We start from the raw sequence: 20917 nt of genomic DNA on the forward strand, positions 1-20917 counted from the left end.
CGCGACCCTCCGGTCGGGGCGTCGCGCCGTCATGTGCCGCGCTCCGTGTGGTCCGTACATGAACACCGTTCTGGGAGCGTGAGTCGGTTGGCACTTTCCGAGGTTCGCAACGACGTCCGGCTGCCCGTCACCGCCGCCCAGCTCGGCGTATGGGTGGCCCAGCGCCTGGCACCGGAGAGTGCTCTCTACCAGTGCGCCGTCCACTTCGACTCGGGTCCCCTCGACCACGAGGTGCTGCGCCGCTCCGTCACGCGCGCCGTGGCCGAGACCGAAGCGCTGCGCGCCCGGTTCGGCGACGACGGGGAGGTCTTCCAGATCGTCGCGGGCGCCGTGGACGCCCCGGTGGATCTGGTGGACCTGCGCGGCGAGGCCGACTCGGAGGCCGCCGCCCGTGCGTGGATGGACCAGGACATGGCCACCACCTCGGACCTGGAGGCGGGTCCGCTGTTCCGGCACGCGCTGCTCGTGCTCTCGGACCAGCGGCACTTTTTCTACCTGCGCTACCACCACATCCTCCTGGACGGCTTCGGCCAGACCCGCTACCTGGACCGGCTGGCCCGGATCTACACCGCACTGCTCGCCGGGCGGGAACCCGAGCCGGCCAGGGCCCGCGGACTCGATGTGCTCCTGGCCGAGGAGCGCGCCTACCAGCAGTCCACGCACCACGCGAGCGACCGCGACTTTCTCCTCGCGCGTCTCGCCGGCGCCGAGGAGCGGCAGAGCCTCGCCGACGGGGCCGCCGGTGCCGCGCCGCGTGCCCTGCGCCTTCGTACGGACCTGTCCCGCGAGCTGACCCGTGCGCTCACCGCCGTCGGCCACTGGCCTGCCGTGATCGCCGCGGCCACCGCCGTGTACCACCACCGGCTGCTCTCGGTCGACGACGTGGTCCTGGGCATCCCGGTGGCCGCCCGGCGCACCCCGGCGGCGCTCGCCACCCCCTCCATGCTCGCCAACGACCTGCCCCTGCGGCTGGCCGTCAGCCCGGATGCCCCGTTCGCCGAACTGGTGCACACGGCCAGCACCGAACTGGGCACTCTGCTGCGGGCGCAGCGCTTCCGCCGGGAGGAGCTGCACGAGGCGCGTGAGCTCACCGGCACCGACGCGGCCGTGTCCTGCACGGCCGTCAACGCCATGTCCTTCGACGCCCGCGTCCGATTCGGTGAGGTGCTCGCGACCGCGCGGCAGCTGTCCAACGGCCCGGTGGCCGACCTGGCGATAGCCACGTACGGCGATCCCGCCGAGGGCGCGGTCCTGCTGGAGTTCGCGGCCAACCCGCAGCTGTACACCGAGGACGAACTCCGGGCCCACCAGGAACGGTTCCTGCGGCTGCTCGGCTCGCTCGCCGACTCCCCCGAGACCCCTGTCGGGCGCGCCGGTCTCCTCCCCCCTGCTGTCGCCGAGCAGTTGCTGCACAGCGTCAACGACACCACGGGGGACGTCCCCGGCGCCCTGGTCGAGCTCTTCGAGCAGCAGGCCGCCGCGACACCCGACGCCGTGGCCCTGAGCGCCGAAGAGACCCTCACCTACGCCGAGCTGGACGCCCGCGCCAACCGGCTGGCCCGGGTGCTCGCCGCGCGCGGCGTCGGCACCGAACGGCTCGTCGGCGTCGCCCTCCCCCGCTCGGCGAACCTCGTCGTCACGCTGCTCGCCGTGCTGAAGAGCGGGGGCGCCTACCTGCCGATCGACCCCGAGCACCCTGCCGACCGCCGCGCGGTGATCCTCGAGGACGCGCGTCCCGAACTGCTCGTCACGGTCTCCGGCGGCGACGTCCCGGACGGCGTGCCCGCCCTGCTCCTCGACGAGGTGGACCTGTCCGCGGGTGACGCGAGCCCGCTCGGCCGCGTCCAGGACCCGCGCTCCACGGCATACGTCATCTACACCTCCGGCTCCACCGGCCGTCCCAAGGGCGTGGTCCTGGAACGGTCCGCGATGGACAACTTCCTCGCCGCGATGGCCCGCGCGGTGCCGGTCGGCGCCGCCGACCGGCTGCTCGCCGTGACCACCGTGAGCTTCGACATCGCCGTCCTGGAGATCTTCCAGCCGCTGCTGGCCGGCGCCCGCGTGGTGCTCGCGAGCCGCGCCGAGGTGCTCGACCCGGACGCCCTGCGGGCGATCGTCGAGCGCGAGGGCATCACCGTCATGCAGGCCACGCCCAGCCTCTGGCAGCCGCTCATCGAGACGCGGCCCGAGGTCTTCGCGGGCGTCCGCGTGCTGACCGGCGGCGAGGCGCTGCCGCAGTCGCTCGCCGGTCCGCTGGCCGAGTACGCGGCGCAGGTCACCAACATGTACGGGCCGACCGAGACCACTGTGTGGTCGATGACGTCGCCCGTCGACGGGGGCCCGGTCTCGCTCGGCGCCCCGATCCTCAACACCCAGGTGTACGTGCTGGACACGGCGCTGCGCCCGGTGCCGCCCGGCCACAGCGGCGAGCTGTACATCGCCGGTGACGGTGTGGCCCGCGGCTACCGCGGCCGTCCCGGTCTGACCGCTGAGCGCTTCGTCGCCAACCCGTACGGCCCCGGGCGCATCTACCGCACCGGTGACCTGGTACGGCGTGAGCACGACGGCTCCTTCACCTTCCTGTCCCGCCTCGACCACCAGGTCAAGGTGCGCGGCTTCCGTATCGAACTCGGGGACATCGAGGCGGCGCTGCTCGCGCACCCGCCGGTCGAGCGGGCCGCCGTCCTGATGCGCGAGGACCGGCCCGGCGACAGCCGCCTCGTGGCGTACATCGTGTCGCCGGAGGGCGACTCACCGCAGCTGCGCACCCATCTGGCCGAGACGCTGCCCGAGTACATGGTGCCGAGCGCCGTCGTGGTCCTCGACGCCCTGCCGCTGACCCCCAACGGCAAGCTGGACCGCCGCGCCCTGCCCGCGCCCGTGCACGTCGCCCTCGCGGACGGCCGCGCCCCGCGCAGCGCGCTCGAAGAGCGACTGTGCGCCCTGTACGCCGAGGTGCTCGGCCTGGACTCCGTCACCATCGACGACGACTTCTTCACGATCGGCGGTACGTCCCTGTGGGCCACGCGCGTCGTCGTCCGTGCCGCCCGTGATGGGATCACCTTCGCGATCCGCGACCTGTTCCGGGCCCGCACCGTCGCCCGTCTCGCCCCGCTGTGCACGGTGGGCGCCCCGGCCGGTGGCGAGCCCGTGGAGACGGCGCTGCCCGCCGTGCTGCCGCAGGCCGAACTGGCCGCGCTGCTCACCGACTCCGAGGTGGAGGAGGTGCTGCCGCTGACGCCGCTGCAGGACGGCCTGGTCGTGCACAGCCTCACCACCGAAGAGGACCGCGACGTCTACAGCGTGCACATCACCCTCGACCTGACCGGCGAGGTGGACGCCGAACGGCTGCGCGCCGCGCTCGACACCGTCGTCTCCCGCCACCCCGTGCTGCGGTCGTCCGTCGCCCACGAGGGAGTGAGCCGTCCCGTGCTCGTGGTGCGCGGACGGGCCGCCGTGCCGTGGCGCGTCCATGATCTGCGTGGCCGCGCGGACCGGCTAGACACGGTGCTGCGCGCCGAGACCGCAGAACCCTTCGACCTCACCTCGGCGCCGCTGATGCGCGCCACCCTGCTGCGGCTCGACGAGGGCTGGCGGCTTCTGATGACCTGTCACCACCTCGTCCTCGACGGCTGGTCGGTGCCGATCCTGCTCGGCGAGATGCTGCGCGCCTACGCCGGCGGCGACCTGGGCCCCGCACCCCGCCCGTACCGCGCGCACCTCGGCTGGCTGGCCGCACAGGACCACGAGCGCTCCGCCGCCGTTTGGGGGGAGGCCCTCGCGGGTGTCCGCCCGACTCTCCTGGGCGCGGTCCGGGGCCCCGCCCGGGAGGCCGTACGCCTGGAGAGCGCCCTGGACGCCGCGACGACCACGCGCCTGGAGCGGACCGCCCGCGAGCTCGGCGTCACCGTCAACTCCCTGGTGCAGGCAGCCTGGTCCGTCGCGCTGTGCGAGGTGACCGAGCAGGACGACGTGGTGTTCGGCATCACCGTGGCCGGCCGGCCGGCCGAGGTGCCGGGCGTGGCCGAGATGGCGGGTCTGTTCGTCAACACCGTGCCGCTGCGCGCCCGTCCGGTGGCGGGCCGCACCCTGGCCGAGCTGGCCCGCTCCGTCCAGGACGACCAGGCCGATCTGCTCGCGCACCAGTACCTGCCGCTGGTCGACGTGCAGCGCGCGGCCGGTGTCTCCGGTCTCTTCGACACGGTAGTGGCCTTCCAGAACTACCCGGTGGACCGGGCGGCGCTCGACGCCCTGGCCCGCGAGAGCGGTCTGGTCGCCGGGGACGCCGACGTCCGCGACGTCAACCACTACCCGCTGACCCTCACCGCCGTCCCCGGCGAGCAGCTCACGGCGCGGCTCGTGTGCCGTCCGCACCTGTACGACCCGGCCGCCGCGCAGGAGCTGCTCGACCGGTTCACCGAGACCCTCACCACGCTCGCCGGTGCCCCCGGCACGCTCGTCGGCGCGCTCGTCCCCGACCGTGAGCTGTCGGCCGCCGAGGACCCGCGCGACCTGGCCGAGCTGCGCGGCTTCCGGTTCGAGACGGCCGACGTCGAGGCCTCCCTCACGGCTCACCCCGACGTGGTGAGGGCCGCGGCCGTCGTCCGCGAGGACACCCCGGGCGAGCGCCGGCTCGTCGGCTATGTGGTGCCCCGCCGCGGCGCCCCGCTCGACACCTCCGCCCTGCGCGACACGCTGGCCGCCGGCCTGCCGGACTACATGGTCCCGTCCGTGCTCGTCACTCTCGACACCCTGCCGCCCGCGCCCGGTGGCGGCGTCGACCGGCGCGCCCTGCCCGTTCCGGTGCTCGCCGGGGTGGTGGCGCGTGCGCCGCACACCCCGCTGCAGGAGCTGCTCTGCGAGCTGTACGCGGAGGTGCTCGGCCTCGACACCGTCGGGATCGACGACGACTTCTTCGCCCTCGGCGGCGACAGCATCCTCGGCTTCCGGCTGCTGAGCCGCGCCCGCGCCCGCGGTGTCTCCTTCGGGTTCCGTGACCTGTTCGAGCGGCGCACTGTCGCCGCGCTCGCCGAGGTGTGCGCGGCGTACGAGCCGGAGGCCGCGGCCGGACGCATCACGCTGCCGGTGTCCGCCGAGGAAGCCGCGCGTCTGACCGCCGAGCCCGGCGTGGAGAGCGTTCTGCCGCTCTCGCCCAACCAGCAGGGCCTGCTGTTCCACCACGCCTTCGACGACACCGACGCCGACCCGTACACCCTGCAGATCGTCCTGGACTTCACGGCCCCGCTGGACGCCGGGCGGCTCGGTGCCGCGCTCGACCGGGTGCTGCTGCGCCACGAGGCGCTGCGGGTCTCCTTCCGCACCACCGCGGAGCAGCAGTCGGTGCAGCTCGTGCACGAGGCGCCTAGCGTGCCGGTGCGCGAGGTGGACACTGCGGACGACGCCGGGTTCACCGCGCTGCTCGACGAGGACCGCGCCACCCGCTTCGACCTGAGCCGCCCGCCGCTGGTGCGCGCGGCAGCGGTGCGCCGCGCCGACGGGGGCGGATCCCTCGTCCTGACGATGCATCACATCGTGATGGACGGCTGGTCGCTGCCGATCGTGGCCCGTGACCTCTTCGCCGCGTACGCGGAGCTGGGGGCCGGGCGGGAAGGGACTGAGCTGTCCGATGCTGTACCGGAAGGCGCCGTGCCTACCGGCGCTGTACGGGACGAAGCCGGTCGGGCCCGCTACCGCGACCATCTCGCCTGGCTCGACGGCACCGACCGGGAGGCGTCCCTCCGGGTGTGGCGGGAAGCGCTCGCGGAGGTGACCGAGCCCTCGCGGATCGCCATCGGACAGGGTGACCGGGTCCTTGAGCCGGTACGGCAGGAGCACGTGCTCAGCGAGGCCGACACGGCCGGTCTCGCCGCCGTCGCCCGCCGGTACGGCGTCACCGTGAACACCCTGGTGCAGGCCGCGTGGGCGATCGTGCTACGGGGTCTGACCGGCCGCGACGAGGCGCTGTTCGGTGTCACGGTGGCCGGCCGCCCGGCCGAACTCCCGGGTGCCGGGGACCTGGTCGGCCTGTTCATCAACACCGTGCCGCTGTCGGTGCGGCTCGACGCGGGCGAGCGCCTGGGCGATCTTGCCGTACGGCTCGGCCGCGAGCAGTCCGCGCTGCTCGACCACCACCACGTGGCGCTCGGTGACATCCAGCGGGCGTTGGGCGTGGGTGAGCTGTTCGACACCCTGCTCAGCTTCGAGAACTACCCGCTGGACCCGGCGGAGATCACCGCGTGCGCCCGGGCCGCGAACCTCGACCTGGCCGGTGCCCAGGTCCGTGACGGCAGCCACTTTGCCATCAGCGTCGTCGTCGAACCCGGCGAGCGGATGCGCCTGCGGGTGCGCCACCAGCCGCAGCTGGTGGACGAGGTGACCGCGCAGGCCGCCGGCGCGGAGCTGGTCGCGACGCTGCGTACCTTCGTGACCGCCCCCGACCTGCCCCTCGGACGGCTGGCCAGGGGCGAGGAGACGGTGCCCGCGCAGGCCGCCCATGCGGCGGCGTCGCCGGTGACCCTGCCCGAGCTGTTCGCCGCGCAGGCCGCCTGGGCCCCGGACGCGCCCGCCGTCGTCGCCGGCGGCGAGAGCCTGACCTACCGGCAGCTCGACCGTCGTTCCAACGCCTTGGCCGCCGAGCTGGTCGCGCAGGGCGCCGGCCCCGGCCGTCTCGTCGCGGTGATGCTGCCGCGCTCGGTGGACCTGATGGTCGCGCTGCTCGGTGTGCTCAAGTCCGGTGCCGCCTACGTCCCGGTGGACCCGTCCTACCCGGCCGAGCGCATCGCCGTGATCCTGCAGGACAGTGCCCCGGCGCTCGCCGTCACCGCCGACCCGGACCTGGCTCCGGCGGGCCTGGCCACCGTACGGCCGAGCGGCGCGGAGGCGGACGCCCTCGGGCACACGCCCCGGCCCGAGGACGCCGCGTACGTCATCTTCACCTCGGGCTCCACCGGCCGCCCCAAGGGTGTGGTCGTCGAACACCGGGCGCTCGGCGCCTACCTGGCCCGTGCCGCGACGGCCTACCCGGACGCGGCGGGCACCTCCCTCGCGCACACCTCGGTGTCGTTCGACCTCACCGTCACCTGCCTGTACACCCCGCTGGTCGCCGGCGGCCGGGTGCATCTGGCCGAGCTGCCGGACGCGATCGGCGCCGCGCGCCCCACGTTCCTGAAAGGTACGCCCAGCCATCTGCGGCTGCTCGACACGCTGCCCGACGAGGTGTCGCCGTCGGGGACGCTGGTGCTCGGCGGCGAGGCGCTGCGCGGCGAGATGCTCGCCGGGTGGCGGGCCGCGCACCCCGGGGCGACCGTCATCAACGCGTACGGTCCGACCGAGGCGACCGTCAACGTCATGGAGTTCCGGATCGAGCCGGGCGAGCTGCTGGCCGACGGCCCGGTCCCGATCGGGCGCGCGTTCCCGTACGCCCGTGTGTATCTGCTCGACAGCGGTCTGCGGCCCGTACGTCCGGGTGCGCGCGGTGAGCTGTACCTCGCGGGCGAAGGCCTCGCACGCGGCTACCTCGGGCTGCCGGGCCAGACCTCGCACCGCTTCGTGGCCGACCCGTTCGGCCCGGCGGGCAGCCGCATGTACCGCACGGGCGACCTGGCGCGGCTGCGCCCGGACGGCCTGATCGAGTATCTGGGCCGGGTCGACGACCAGGTCAAGGTGCGCGGTTTCCGGATCGAACTGGGCGAGGTCGAGGCAGCCGCCGAGGCGGTGCCCGGTGTCCGCCGTGCGGCTGCGGCCGTGCGCGGCACCACGGGCGAACCGCGTCTCGTCGGCTACCTGGTGGCTCCTGACGGCGTGGAGATCGCCGAGGTCGAGGCGCGGATGCGGGCGGTGCTGCCCGAGTACATGGTGCCCGCCGCGTTCGTCGTCCTGGACGAGCTGCCGCTGACGCCGAACGGCAAGGTGGACCGGGCCGCCCTGCCCGAGCCCGCCGTCACCGCCGGCACTGCGGGCCGCACGGCCTCCGGAGCCCTCGAGGAGCGGCTTGTCGGTCTGTTCCGGCAGGTGCTGGGCCGTACGGATGTGGGGGTGGGGGACGACTTCTTCGCGCTGGGCGGCGATTCGATCATGTCGATCCAGTTGGTGGGGCGTGCGCGGGCGGCGGGGGTGAGGTTCTCGGCGCGTCATGTCTTCGAGCACCGCACGCCGGCCCGGCTCGCGGCGGCGCTGGGCGGTGAGGCGTCCGGCGATGCGCTGGAGGAGCGGCTTGTCGGTCTGTTCCGGCAGGTGCTGGGCCGTGCGGATGTGGGGGTGGGGGACGACTTCTTCGCGCTGGGCGGCGATTCGATCATGTCGATCCAGTTGGTGGGGCGTGCGCGGGCGGCGGGGGTGAGGTTCTCGGCGCGTCATGTCTTCGAGCACCGCACGCCGGCCCGGCTCGCGGCGGCCCTCCAGGAGCAGAGCGGAGCCGTACGCACGGACAGCACCGAACCGGCGTCGCAGAGCGCGCCGTTGCTGCCGCTGATGCACCGGCTCGTCACGCGCGGACGCTTCGACCAGTACCACCAGTCCGTCACGCTGACCCTGCCTCCGACCACCCGGGAACACCTGACCGCCGCGCTCGGCGCGGTCGTCGAGCGGCACGAGGCGCTGCGGATGCGGGTCGCGGACGCCACCGGATTCACCATCGCTCCCCTGGACGCGGACGGTGCCACGGCCTTCGCCGACGCGCTGCTCACCCGTGTCGGCGCAGCCGCGGACGCCACCGAGGACGAGCTGACCGCCCTCGCAGGCGAGCAGACCGCCGCGGCGCGCGACGGTCTCGACCCGGCCGCTGGGCGGATGCTGCGAGCCGTCTGGATCGACGCTGGGGCCCGGCGAGCGGGACGGCTGCTGCTCGTCGTGCACCACCTCGCCGTCGACGGTGTGTCCTGGCGGATCATCGTGCCCGACCTCGCCGAGGCCTGGGCGGCCGTCACCGCCGGCGCCCGGCCCGCACTGGCCCCGGTGGGCACCTCGTTCGCCGACTGGGCCCGCGCGTTCACCGCGCTGCCCGCCGGCCATGCCGAGTACTGGCGAGACCTGCTCACCGCGGACGACCCGCTGATCGGCGACCGGCGGCTCGACCCGGCCCGTGATCTGCGCGGCGACGCCGGGCGGCTGACCCTGCGCGTGCCCGCCGACGTGACCGGCGCGGTGCTCGGCACGCTGCCCGCGGCCTTCCACACCGGACCGGACGACGTCCTGCTGACCGCGCTCGCCGCGGCCGTACCGCTGTGGCGCGGCGACCGCGCCGGACTCCTCGTAGACGTGGAGAGCCACGGCCGTCACGAGGACGTGGTCCCGGACGCCGACCTCTCCCGCAGCGTCGGATGGTTCACCGTGACCCATCCCGTGCGCCTGGACACCGCCGCCGATCCGCGCGCCGTGCTCGCGGGTGCCGACGCCGCCGGCGACTCCCTGCGCTCGGTCAAGGAGCAGCTGCGCGCCACCCCCGGGCAGGGCATCGGATACGGCCTCGCCCGCCACTGCGACCCGGCCACCGCGGCGGAGTTCGCCGGGCTGCCCGAGGCGGAGATCGGCTTCAACTACCTGGGCCGCGTCCGGCTCGCCGGTGTCCTCCCGCCCTGCTGGGACCTGGCCGCGGTCGGCGCCGACGACGCGCCCGACGTACCGCTCTCGCACACCGTCGAACTCACCGTCGCCGCGCACGAAGGTCCTGACGGGCCCGAGCTCGTCGCCACCTGGACCTGGGCCCGTGCCCTGGTCTCCGACGCCGAGGCGGCCCGCCTCGCCGGTCTGTGGGAAAGCGCGCTGCGCGGCCTCGCGGCCCACGGCGGCCGGCCGGGCGCCGGCGGCCGTACCCCGTCCGACCTGCTGGTCGACCTGAGTCAGGAGGAGATACGCGAACTGGAGGCGGACCCGGACGTGGCCGACCTCCTTCCGCTCGCCCCGCTCCAGGAAGGCCTGCTCTTCCACCACCAGTACGGCGACGGCACCGACGACCCGTACATCTCCCAGCTCCGCGTGGAGCTGACCGGCTCCCTCGACCTCGCCCGGCTGCGCGCCGCCGCCGCCGAGGTGCAGCGCCGCCACCCCGCGCTGCGGGCCGGCTTCCGCCGCACCTCGCAGGGCACGCCCGTGCAGGTCGTCCTCGCGGACCCGGCACTCGACTTCACCACCGTCGAGGTGAGCGGCCCCGCCGAGCTGGACGTCGTCTGCGCCGCCGACCGCGAGCGCGGCTTCGACATCACCACCCCGCCCCTGATCCGCTGGACCGTGGCCTCCCTCGGGGACCGCCACACCCTCATCGCGACCGCGCACCACAGCGTCCGCGACGGCTGGTCCATGCCGATCGTCCTGCGCGAGCTGATGGCCCACTACCTGGGCGACGCCCTGCCGCAGGCCCGCCCGCACCGCGAGCACCTGGCCTGGCTGGCCCGCCAGGACCGTGCGGCAGCCGAGGCCGCCTGGGGCGAGGCGCTCGCCGGACTCGACGGCGGCACCCTGCTGGCCACCGGACCGGCCCCGGCCGGCCAGGAGCCCGGACGCCTCGACGTCACCGTGGACGGCCTCGACGTGCGGGGCGCGGCGCGCCGCCTCGGCGTCACCGTCAACACCCTGGTGCAGAGTGCCTGGCTGCTGCTCCTGGCCCGGCTCACCGGCCGCGACGACATCGTCACCGGCACCACCGTCAGCGGGCGCTCCACCGACCTGCCCGGTGCGGCCGACATGGTAGGCCTGCTCATCAACACCGTGCCGCTGCGCGCGATCCTGCGCGCCGACGAGCAGGCCGGCGAGTTCGCCCGGCGTCTCCAGCTGGAGCAGGCGCGTCTGGTCGAGCACCACCACCTCGGCCTGGTGGACATCCGGCGCTTGGCCGGGCACGGCGAACTCTTCGACACCTCCATGGTGTTCGAGAACTATCCGCTGGACGTCGACGCTCTCGCCGCCGTGGCCCGCCGCGCCGGTCTGGAGGCCGGCGCGGTCGCCCACCGCGCCGTCACCCACTACGCGCTCGCCATGGAGGCGAGCCCCGCCCCGAGCGGCGGCGGGCTGCGGCTGCGCCTGCACCACCGACCGGACGTACTCACCGCCGAACAGATGGCACACATAGGCGAGTTGGTGTCACGGCTCCTGCGCACGGTCGTCACCGCACCCGACACCCCGGTCGGCCGGATCCCCGGATTCGCCCCCGACGCGCTCCTCGCGCTCGGCCGGGGCCCCGAGGACGCCGCCGACCCGCGCACCTGGCCCGAGCTGTTCCTCGACCAGGTCCGCCGCACGCCCGACGCACCCGCGGTCGTCTCCGGCGCGCAGACGCTCACCTACCGCGAACTCGCCGACCGAGCGTGCGCCTTGGCCCGTCTGCTGGCCGAGGCGGGTGTCGGTGCCGAGCAGCGGGTCGGGATCGTGCTGCCGCGCTCCGTCGAGCTGGTCGTCGCCCTGCACGCGGTCGCCCTCGCGGGCGGCGCGTTCGTGCCCGTCGACCCGGCCCACCCGGCCGAGCGCATCGCGCAGACCCTCACCGACGCCGCGCCCGTCCTCGTCCTCACGACGAGCGGCACCGCCCTGCCCGAGACCGGGACGCGCCGCCTCGACGTGGACGCGCTCGACCTGACCGGCGACGGCCTCGTCCGGCCGGTGCGCGCCGAGCAGGCCGCGTACGTCATCTACACCTCCGGCTCCACCGGCCGCCCCAAGGGCGTCGTCGTCACCCACACCGGTATCCCCGGCCTGGCGCGCGCCCAGAAGGCCGGCTTCGACGTCGACGAGGACAGCCGCGTCCTGCAGTTCGCCTCACCGAGCTTTGACGCGTACGTCTCCGAGGTGGCCGTCACCCTGCTCGCGGGCGCCTGCCTGGTCGTCGCCTCGCGCGAGGAGCTGCTGCCCGGCACCCCGCTGGTGCGCACCTTCGCCGAGCACGGCGTCACGCACGTCACGCTGCCGCCGGCCGCGCTGCGCGAACTGCGGCCCGAGGACCTGCCCACCCTGCGTTCCCTCGCCGTCGCCGGTGAGCAGTGCCCGCCGCAGGTCGCCGAGGTCTGGTCGGCGGGCCGCCGCATGATCAACGCGTACGGTCCGACCGAGACCACCGTGTGCGCCACCATGAGCGCCCCGCTGTCCGGCTTCGGTGTGCCGCCCATCGGCACCGCCCTGCAAGGGCTCGAGGTCCGCGTCCTCGACGCGCACCTGCAGCCCGTCCCGGTCGGCATGGTCGGGGAGCTGTACGTGTCCGGCGCGGGCCTGGCCCGCGGCTACCTGGACCGTCCCGGCCTGTCCGCCGAGCGCTTCGTCGCCGACCCGTTCGGCGCCCCCGGCACCCGCATGTACCGCACCGGTGACCAGGTCGTCTGGCGCGAGGACGGGCAGCTGGTCTACGTCGGCCGTGCCGACCGGCAGATCAAGCTGCGCGGCTTCCGCATCGAGCCGGGCGAGATCGAAGCGGCCGTCGTGGCGGCACCCGAGGTCGCAGCGAGCGCCGTCGTCGTCCGCGAGGACCGGCCCGGGGACCGCCGCGTGGTCGCCTACGCGGTGCCGGCGCCCGGTGCCACCGTCGTGCCGGAGGCGCTGCGCGCCCGGCTGCGCGCGGCGCTGCCCGACCACATGGTCCCCGCCGCCGTCGTCGTCCTCGACCGCATCCCGGTCACCGTCAACGGCAAGCTCGACCAGGCCGCGCTGCCCGCGCCGCGCTACGACGCCACCGCCGCCGGCACCCTGGGCGACCCCGTCGAGGAACTGCTCGCGGGCGTCTTCGCCGAGGTGCTCGGCGTGGAGCGGGTCGGCGTGGACGACTCGTTCTTCGACCTGGGCGGCCACTCGCTGCTCGCGATGCGTCTGGTCGCCCGGGTGAGCTCGGTGCTCGGCACCGAGCTGCCCGTGCGCGACGTCTTCGAGTCGCCCACCGTCCGCGAACTCGCCCGGATCGCCGCGGGCGGCCCGCGCGCCGCGACCGTGGCGCCTGGCGAACTGCCGCGCCCCGAGCGGCTGCCGCTGTCGTACGCACAGCAGCGGCAGTGGTTTCTCGACTGCTTCGACGGCGCGAACTCCGCGTATCACATCCCGATGGCGCTGCGCCTGACCGGCGAGCTCGACGAGGCGGCGCTCGCCGCCGCGCTGGACACACTGGTGAACCGGCACGAGAGCCTGCGCACGCTGATCGCCGAGGACGAGGAGGGCCCGTACCAGCGGATCGTCGACACCACGCTGTGGTGCGAGCGGACACCGGTCACCCGGGAGGCGCTGGACGAGGCGCTGCGGGAGGCCGTGGCCCGGCCCTTCGACCTGACGGCCGACGTGCCCATCCGCGTCCACCTGTTCGCGGTCGGGCCCGGAGCCCGCGCCGGAAGCGACGTCTGCCCCACGACGCCCGCGGAGCCCGCTCTTCGGGCAGACGACGCCACTTCCGTCACAGGCTCTGAGCACGTGCTGCTCGTCGTCGTCCACCACATCGCCGGGGACGGCGCCTCCGTGCCGGTGCTCGCCCGTGACCTGGTCGCCGCCTACCGCGCCCACCTCGAAGGCACCCCCCTCGAACCGGCCGGAGACGCACCGCAGTACGCGGACTTCGCCCTGTGGCAGCGCGCGGCCCTCGGCGCCGAGGACGACCCCGACTCGGTGCTCGGCCGCCAGCTCGACCACTGGAAGGCCGCGCTCGACGCCCTGCCCGAGGAGCTCGCGCTGCCCGCCGACCGGCCGCGCCCGGCGGCCGGACCGCACCGCGCGGGCCGTCACGGCCTGGAGATCCCGGCCCATCTGCACACCGAACTGATCCGGGTCGCCAGCGAGTTGAAGGCCACCCCGTTCATGGTCGTGCAGGCGGCCGTGGCGGCTCTGTTGTCCAGGCTGGGCGCCGGCACCGACATTCCGCTCGGCTCCCCGGTCGCCGGCCGCACCCACGCGTCGCTGTCCGAGGTGGTGGGCCTGTTCGCCAACACGCTGGTCCTGCGCACCGACGTGTCGGGCGACCCGAGCTTCGCGGAACTCGTCGACCGCGTCCGGGAGACCGACCTCGCCGCGTTCGCCCACCAGGACGTGCCGTTCGAGCGGCTCGTGGAGGCGCTGCGCCCGGAGCGCTCCGCCGCACGCCACCCGCTGTTCCAGGTGGTCGTCGAGTGGGGCGATGACGACACCCGTGCCCTCGAGTCCCTGGAGGACCTGCCCGGACTGTCCGTCGAGCCGCTCCAGCTGACCGTGGACACGGCCAAATTCGACCTGGTCTGGCACCTGCGCCCGCGGCACACCGCCGAGGACGCACCGGCCGGCATAGCGGTGGACCTGGAGTACAGCGCCGACCTGTTCGACGCGGCCACCGTCGCGAGCATGGGCGACCGTCTGGTCCGGCTGCTCGGCGCCGCCCTCGCCGAGCCCGCGCGCCCGGTCCCGGACCTGGACGTGCTCGGCGCGGACGAGCGGGAACTGCTGCTCGGCGACTGGGCGTACACGCCCGCCGAGCCGGTCGCGCCCCTCAGCGCGGACGACACCCTCACGCGCCGTTTCGAGGCGGCAGCCGCCGCCCACCCCGACCGCGTCGCCGTCACCGGCGAGGACGAGCGGGGCCGCCCCGTCTCCCTGACGTACGCGCAGCTCAACGCGCGGGTCAACCGGCTGGCCGCGCTGCTCCGCGAACGGGGCGCCGCACCCGAGCGGTTCGTCGCCCTCGCCCTGCCGAGGGCGACCGACCTGGTGACGGCCGTGCTCGCCGTCCTGAAGTCCGGCGCCGGCTATCTGCCGGTCGACCCGGCCTACCCGGCCGAGCGCGTGGCCCTGCTCCTCGGCGACAGCCGCCCTGTCGTCATTGTCGGCACCCGCGCCACCGTGGCCGCCCTCGGCGGCGACGACACCTGGCTCGCCCTGGACGACGAGGACGTCATCGCGGACCTCGCCGCACGGGACACGGCCGACCCGGAGCCCGTCGCGGGCGCCGACCACGCCGCGTACGTCATCTACACCTCGGGATCCACCGGCACCCCCAAGGGAGTCGTGGTCACCCACCGCAACGTCCTCAGGCTCTTCGACGCCACCGACCACTGGTTCGGCTTCGGCGCCGACGACGTCTGGACCCTCTTCCACAGTTACGCCTTCGACTTCTCGGTGTGGGAGCTGTGGGGCCCGCTGCTCTTCGGCGGCCGGCTCGTGGTGGTGCCGCACGCGGTCAGCCGGGAGCCCGGCGCGTTCCTGGAGCTCCTGCGGCGCGAGCGGGTCACGGTCCTCAACCAGACCCCGTCCGCGTTCCACGAGCTGATCCGCGCCGACGAGGCCGTGGGCGGCGCCGACCTCTCCCTGCGCTACGTCGTCTTCGGCGGCGAGGCACTCGACCCGGCGCGGCTGCTCCCCTGGTACGAGCGGCACGCGGACGACAGCCCGGTCCTGGTCAACATGTACGGCATCACCGAGACCACCGTGCACGTCACCCACCGCGCCCTGACCGCGGACGAGGTGCGGGCCGGGGTGGTCGGCGCCGTCGGCGTCGGCATCCCCGACCTCGGGGTGCACGTCCTCGACGAGCGGCTGCGGCCCGTTCCCGCCGGTGTCGTGGGCGAGATGTACGTCTCCGGCGCGGGCGTCGCCCGCGGCTACGCGAACCGCCCCGGCCTGACCGCGGGACGATTCGTCGCCGACCCGTTCGGCCCGCCCGGCACCCGCATGTACCGCTCCGGCGACCTCGCACGCCGCCGCCACGACGGTTCGCTCGACTACCTCGGCCGAGCCGACTCGCAGGTCAAGGTGCGCGGCTTCCGCATCGAACTCGGCGAGATCGAGGCCGTGCTGCTCACGCACGACCAGGTGGTCCAGGCGGCCGTCGTGGTCCGCGAAGACACCCCCGGCGACCAGCGTCTCGTCGGATACGTGGTCACCGACGGCGGCACCGGCCAGGCGCTCGCGCCGGCCCTGCGCGAGGCGGTCGCCGAGGCGCTGCCCGCGCACATGGTGCCGTCGGCCGTGGTGGTGCTCGACCGCCTGCCGCTGACCGTCAACGGCAAGCTCGACCGCAAGGCCCTGCCCGCCCCGCGGGTACCCGTCCGCACGGCGGGCCGGGCCCCCGCGAACCCGGCCGAGGAACTCCTCGTGGACGCCTTCGCCGAGGTGCTCGGCGTGGAGCGGGTCGGCGTGGACGACTCGTTCTTCGACCTGGGCGGCCACTCGCTGCTCGCGATGCGCCTGGTCACGCGGGTCCGGGCGGCCCTGGACGCCGACCTCGGCGTGCGCGACCTGTTCGAGTCCCCGACCCCGGCGGCCCTCGCCCGCCGCGCCGCGGGTGTGGACGGCGCCGGCAGGCCCCCGCTGACCGCACGGCCCCGCACCGAGCGCATCCCGCTCTCGTACGCACAGCAGCGGCTGTGGGTGCTCGACCGGCTCGGCGGTGGCGCAGAAGGCGACGGCGCGTACAACATCCCGATCGCTCTGCGGCTCACCGGCACCGTGGACGCGGGCCGGCTGCGCGAGGCGTTCGGCGACGTGGTGGCCCGGCACGAGAGCCTGCGCACCCTGGTCGACGACCGGGGCGGCGAGGGCACCGAGGCCTGGCTGCGGGTACTGCCCGAGGCTCAGGTGGAGCTGCCCGTGGTGCGGGTCGGTCCGGACGACCTGGACGAGCGGATCGAGGCGGCTGCCTCGGTCGGCTTCGACCTGACCACGGAACTGCCCGTCCGGGCCCGCCTGTTCGCAGTCGGAGCGGACGAACACGTCCTGCTCGTCGTGGTCCACCACATCGCGGGGGACGGCACCTCCATGCCGGTCCTCGCCAAGGACCTGGCGACCGCGTACGCGGCCCGCCTGGACGGGGCGGCGCCCACGTGGGACCCGCTGCCCGTGCAGTACGCCGACCACGCGGCCTGGCAGCGCGCGTTCCTCGGTGAAGCGGATGACGCGGGCGCGGACAGCGAGATGGGGCGCCAGCTCCGCTTCTGGACCGAGGCGCTGGACGGCCTGCCCGAGGAGTTGGCGCTTCCCGCCGACCGGCCGCGCCCGGCCGTCGGACCGCACCGCGCGGGCCGGCACACCTTCGAGGTGCCCGAGGAGCTGTACGAGCGGGTGGGCCGCGTGGCCCGCGAGCTGAAGGCCACCCCGTTCATGGTCGTGCAGGCCGCCCTCGCGGCGCTGCTGTCGCGGCTCGGCGCCGGCACCGACATCCCGCTAGGCTCCCCGGTCGTCTCGCGCTCCGACGAAGCCCTGGCCGATGTGGTCGGATTTTTCGTCAACACCCTGGTCCTGCGCACCGATGTGTCGGGCGAGCCGAGCTTCGCGGACCTGGTTGACCGGGTGCGGCAGGCCGATCTGGCGGCGTTCGCGCACCAGGACGTGCCGTTCGAACGGCTCGTCGAGGCCCTGCGCCCGGAGCGCTCGGCCGCCCGCCACCCGCTGTTCCAGGTGGCGCTCAGCCTGGACAGCGCCGGCGGCACGGCACTCGCGGAGGCGGGCCGGATGCCCGGCCTGACCGTCGAACCGCGCCCGGTGGCGCCGTCCGTCGCCAAGTTCGACCTCACCTTCACCCTCACCGAGCGCCTCGGTGACGGCGGCAGGCCCGTCGACTGGGCCGGCGCCGTCGAGTACAGCGCCGACATGTTCGACGCGCAAACCGTGGCACGGCTCGCCCGCCGCCTCGTGCGGCTCCTGGACGTGCTGACCGGCCGGCCCGACGCCCCCGTCTCGGCCCACGACGTCCTGGTGGACGGCGAACGCGAGGCGATCCTCGGCAGCTGGCTGGAGAACGCCGCCCCGGTGCCCCCGGCGACCCTGCCCGAGGCCATCGCCCGCCACGTGGCCGAGCGCCCGGACGCACCCGCCGTCACCTTCGAGGGCAGCACGCTCTCGTACGCCGAACTCGACGCGCGCGCCAACCGGTTCGCCCACGCCCTGCTCGCCCGGGGAGTAACGCCCGAGGCACGCATCGGCGTCCTGATGGAGCGCTCGGACACGCTCGCCGTCACCCTGCTCGGCATCGTCAAGGCGGGCTGCGCGTACGTGCCGCTCGCCCCGGCCAACCCGGACGAGCGTCTGGTCCGGCTGCTCGACCAGGTGCAGGCACCGCTGCTCGTCGTGGACGAGGCCTGCCGCGAGCGGGCCGAAGGCCTTGACATCCGGGCCGGGCTGGTGGACGCGGAGGCCGATGTCTCGCAGTTGCCCGCCACCGCGCCCACCGTGCCGGTGGACCCGCGGAACCTGGCCTACCTGATGTTCACCTCCGGCTCCAGCGGCATGTCCAAGGGCGTCGCCATCTGCCACGGCGACATCGTCCAGCTGGCCGCCGACCGCTGCTGGGACGGCGTCACCGACCGGGTGCCGCTGCACTCGCCGCACGCCTGGGACGCCTCCATCCTGGAGTTCTGGGTACCGCTGGTGCGCGGCGGCGAGGTCCTGATCGTGCCGCCGGGCGACCTCGACGTGACCGACCTCAAGGCGCTCATCGCCGACTCCGGGATCACCTCGCTGTTCCTGACCGCCGGACTGTTCCGGGTGCTCGGCCAGGAGATCCCCGAGGCGTTCGCCGCGATCCGGCAGGTGGCCACCGGCGGTGACGTGGTCTCGGGACCGGCCGTACGCCGCATCCTGGAGCACGCGTCCGGCCTGCGGGTCGTCAACGCCTACGGTCCGACCGAGGTGACCGTGATGGCACTGTCGCACCGCGTCGACCCCGCCGCGCTGGACCCGCAGGCGCACAGCGTGCCGATCGGCCGTTCCCTGGACGCCATGCGGCACTACATCCTCGACGACGCGCTGCGGCCCGTGCCGCCGGGCGTCACCGGCGAGCTGTACGCGGCCGGCCCGGGTCTGGCGCGCTGCTACTGGAATCGCCCCGACCTCACCGCGGACCGGTTCGTCGCCGACCCGTACGGCCCGCCCGGCACTCGGATGTACCGCACCGGGGACCTGGCGCGCTGGACGGCCGATGGCCTCGTCGAGTTCGCCGGCCGCGCCGACGAGCAGGTCAAGCTGCGCGGCTTCCGTATCGAGCTCGGCGAGATCGAGTCCGCGCTGGCAGCCGCACCCGGCGTCACGGCCTGCGCGGTGCTCGTCCGCGAGGACCGCCCCGGCGACAAACGCCTGGTCGCCTACACGGTGGCCGGACCCGGCTACGACCGGGCGGAGCTGGGCGCGCACCTGGGCCGCACGCTGCCCGACTACATGGTCCCCGCGGCGATCGTCGAACTGACCGAGCTGCCGCTCACCCCGATCGGCAAGCTGGACCGCAAGGCGCTGCCCGCGCCCGAGTTCGGCAGCACCGGCGGCCGGGCCGCCGCGAGCCCCGAAGAGGAGATCCTGATACGGCTGTTCGCGGGAGTCCTCGGCCTGCCCGAGGAGTCCGTCGACGCCGACAGCGCCTTCTTCGACCTCGGCGGCGACTCCATCATGGCCATCCAGCTGGTCAGCGCCGCCCGCGGCGAAGGCCTGACGATCACCGGCGCGGATGTCTTCACGCACCGGACCGTCGCCGAACTGGCCCGCGCGGCCGCGGCCGCACAGGCGCCCGAGGAGAGCGAGCCGGACGAGCCCGTCGGCGACCTGCCCGCCTGGCCGATGCTGCACTGGCTGGCCGAGCGGCAGGTCCCGGTGGACCGCTTCAACCAGACCACCGTCCTGCACGCGCCCGCCGAGCTGGACCTCGACCGGCTGCACACGCTGGTCGGCGCGCTGCTCGCCCGCCACGACAGCCTCCGGCTCAAGGCGGCCGTCGACGACCCCGCCGATGCCTCCACCTGGCACGTCGAGGTTCCCGGGCCGGACGCCGTACGAGCCGAGGACCGGGTGCTGCGCGTGGACGCCGCCGCGCTCACGGACAACGAGCTCACCGACGCCGTACGCGAGCACGGCGAGGCCGCCGTCGGCCGCCTCGACCCGGGCGCCGGGGCGATGGTGGAGATCGTCTGGTTCGACCGCGGCACACGGCCCGGACTGCTCCTGGTCGCCGTCAACCACCTGGCGATCGACGGGGTGTCCTGGCGCATCCTGCTCCCCGACCTCTTCCGTGCCTGGGGCGACATCATGGCCGGACGCGCACCGGAGCTCGACTCCGGCGGCACCTCACTGCGCCGCTGGGCGCAGCGGAACGCCGAGAACGCCGTCGCGCTGCGCACCCTGGCCCAACTCGATCACTGGACCGGGACGTTGCGGCGCGGCACCCCGCTGGGCACCCGCCCGCTCGACCCGGCGGTGGACGTGCTCGGCACCGCGCGGCGGCTGCGGCGCACCCTGCCGGCCGAGGTCACCGGGCATCTGCTCACCACCGCACCGGCCGTGGTCGGCGCGGGCGTTGACGACGTCCTGCTCGCCGGTCTCGCCCTGGCCGAGGCCCGCAGGCGGCGCGACCCGCACACGTCCGTCCTGATCGACGTGGAGAGCCACGGCCGCGAGCGCGACGGAACCGCGGACCTGTCCCGTACGACGGGCTGGTTCACCGCTCTGTACCCGGTACTGCTGGACACCGCGGGCGCCGACCTCGACGAGGCGTTCGCGGGCGGCCACGCCGCCGGCACGGTGCTCAAGCACGTCAAGGAGCTGCTGCGGGCGGTGCCTTCGCAGGGCCTGGGCTACGGACTCCTGCGCCACCTCAACCCGGAGACGGCGGCGGCCTTCGAAGGGCTGCCCACCGCAAGCATCGGTTTCAACTACCTGGGCCGGTTCGTGGCGGGCGAGAGCGGCGACTGGGCGGTGGCCGCGGACGCGCCGCGCCCCGACGGCGAGGACCCGGCGACGCCGCTGGCGCACGCCGTGGAGATCAACGCGTACGTCGAGGAGAGCGCGGACGGCCCGAGGCTGGGCGCCACATGGACGTACGCGCCGGGTGTCCTCACCGAGGAGGAGGCCGCCGCGCTCGCGGACGGCTGGTTCGAGGCGCTGACGGCCCTCGCGGAGCACGCCCAGCGGCCCGATGCCGGCGGTCTGACCCCGACCGACGTGGGGCTTATAGAGATCACACAGAGCGAGCTTGAAGAGTTCGAGGACGAACTGGCCTCGGACTGGGAGATATGAA

At 74.5% G+C, this 20917-nt stretch carries 1 protein-coding gene; it reads left to right on the forward strand.

Annotated elements, in window-relative coordinates:
• Positions 1 to 45 precede the first annotated feature (45 nt).
• The gene (locus tag ACQZOG_RS23005; protein WP_430741759.1) at positions 46 to 20916 is read left to right on the forward strand and encodes a non-ribosomal peptide synthase/polyketide synthase; all 20871 of its coding nucleotides are present in this window, start codon (positions 46 to 48) and stop codon (positions 20914 to 20916) included.
• Position 20917 lies beyond the last annotated feature (1 nt).

It is taken from the genome of Streptomyces sp. P13-3-3 (assembly GCF_050571355.1).
Taxonomy (GTDB): domain Bacteria; phylum Actinomycetota; class Actinomycetes; order Streptomycetales; family Streptomycetaceae; genus Streptomyces; species Streptomyces althioticus.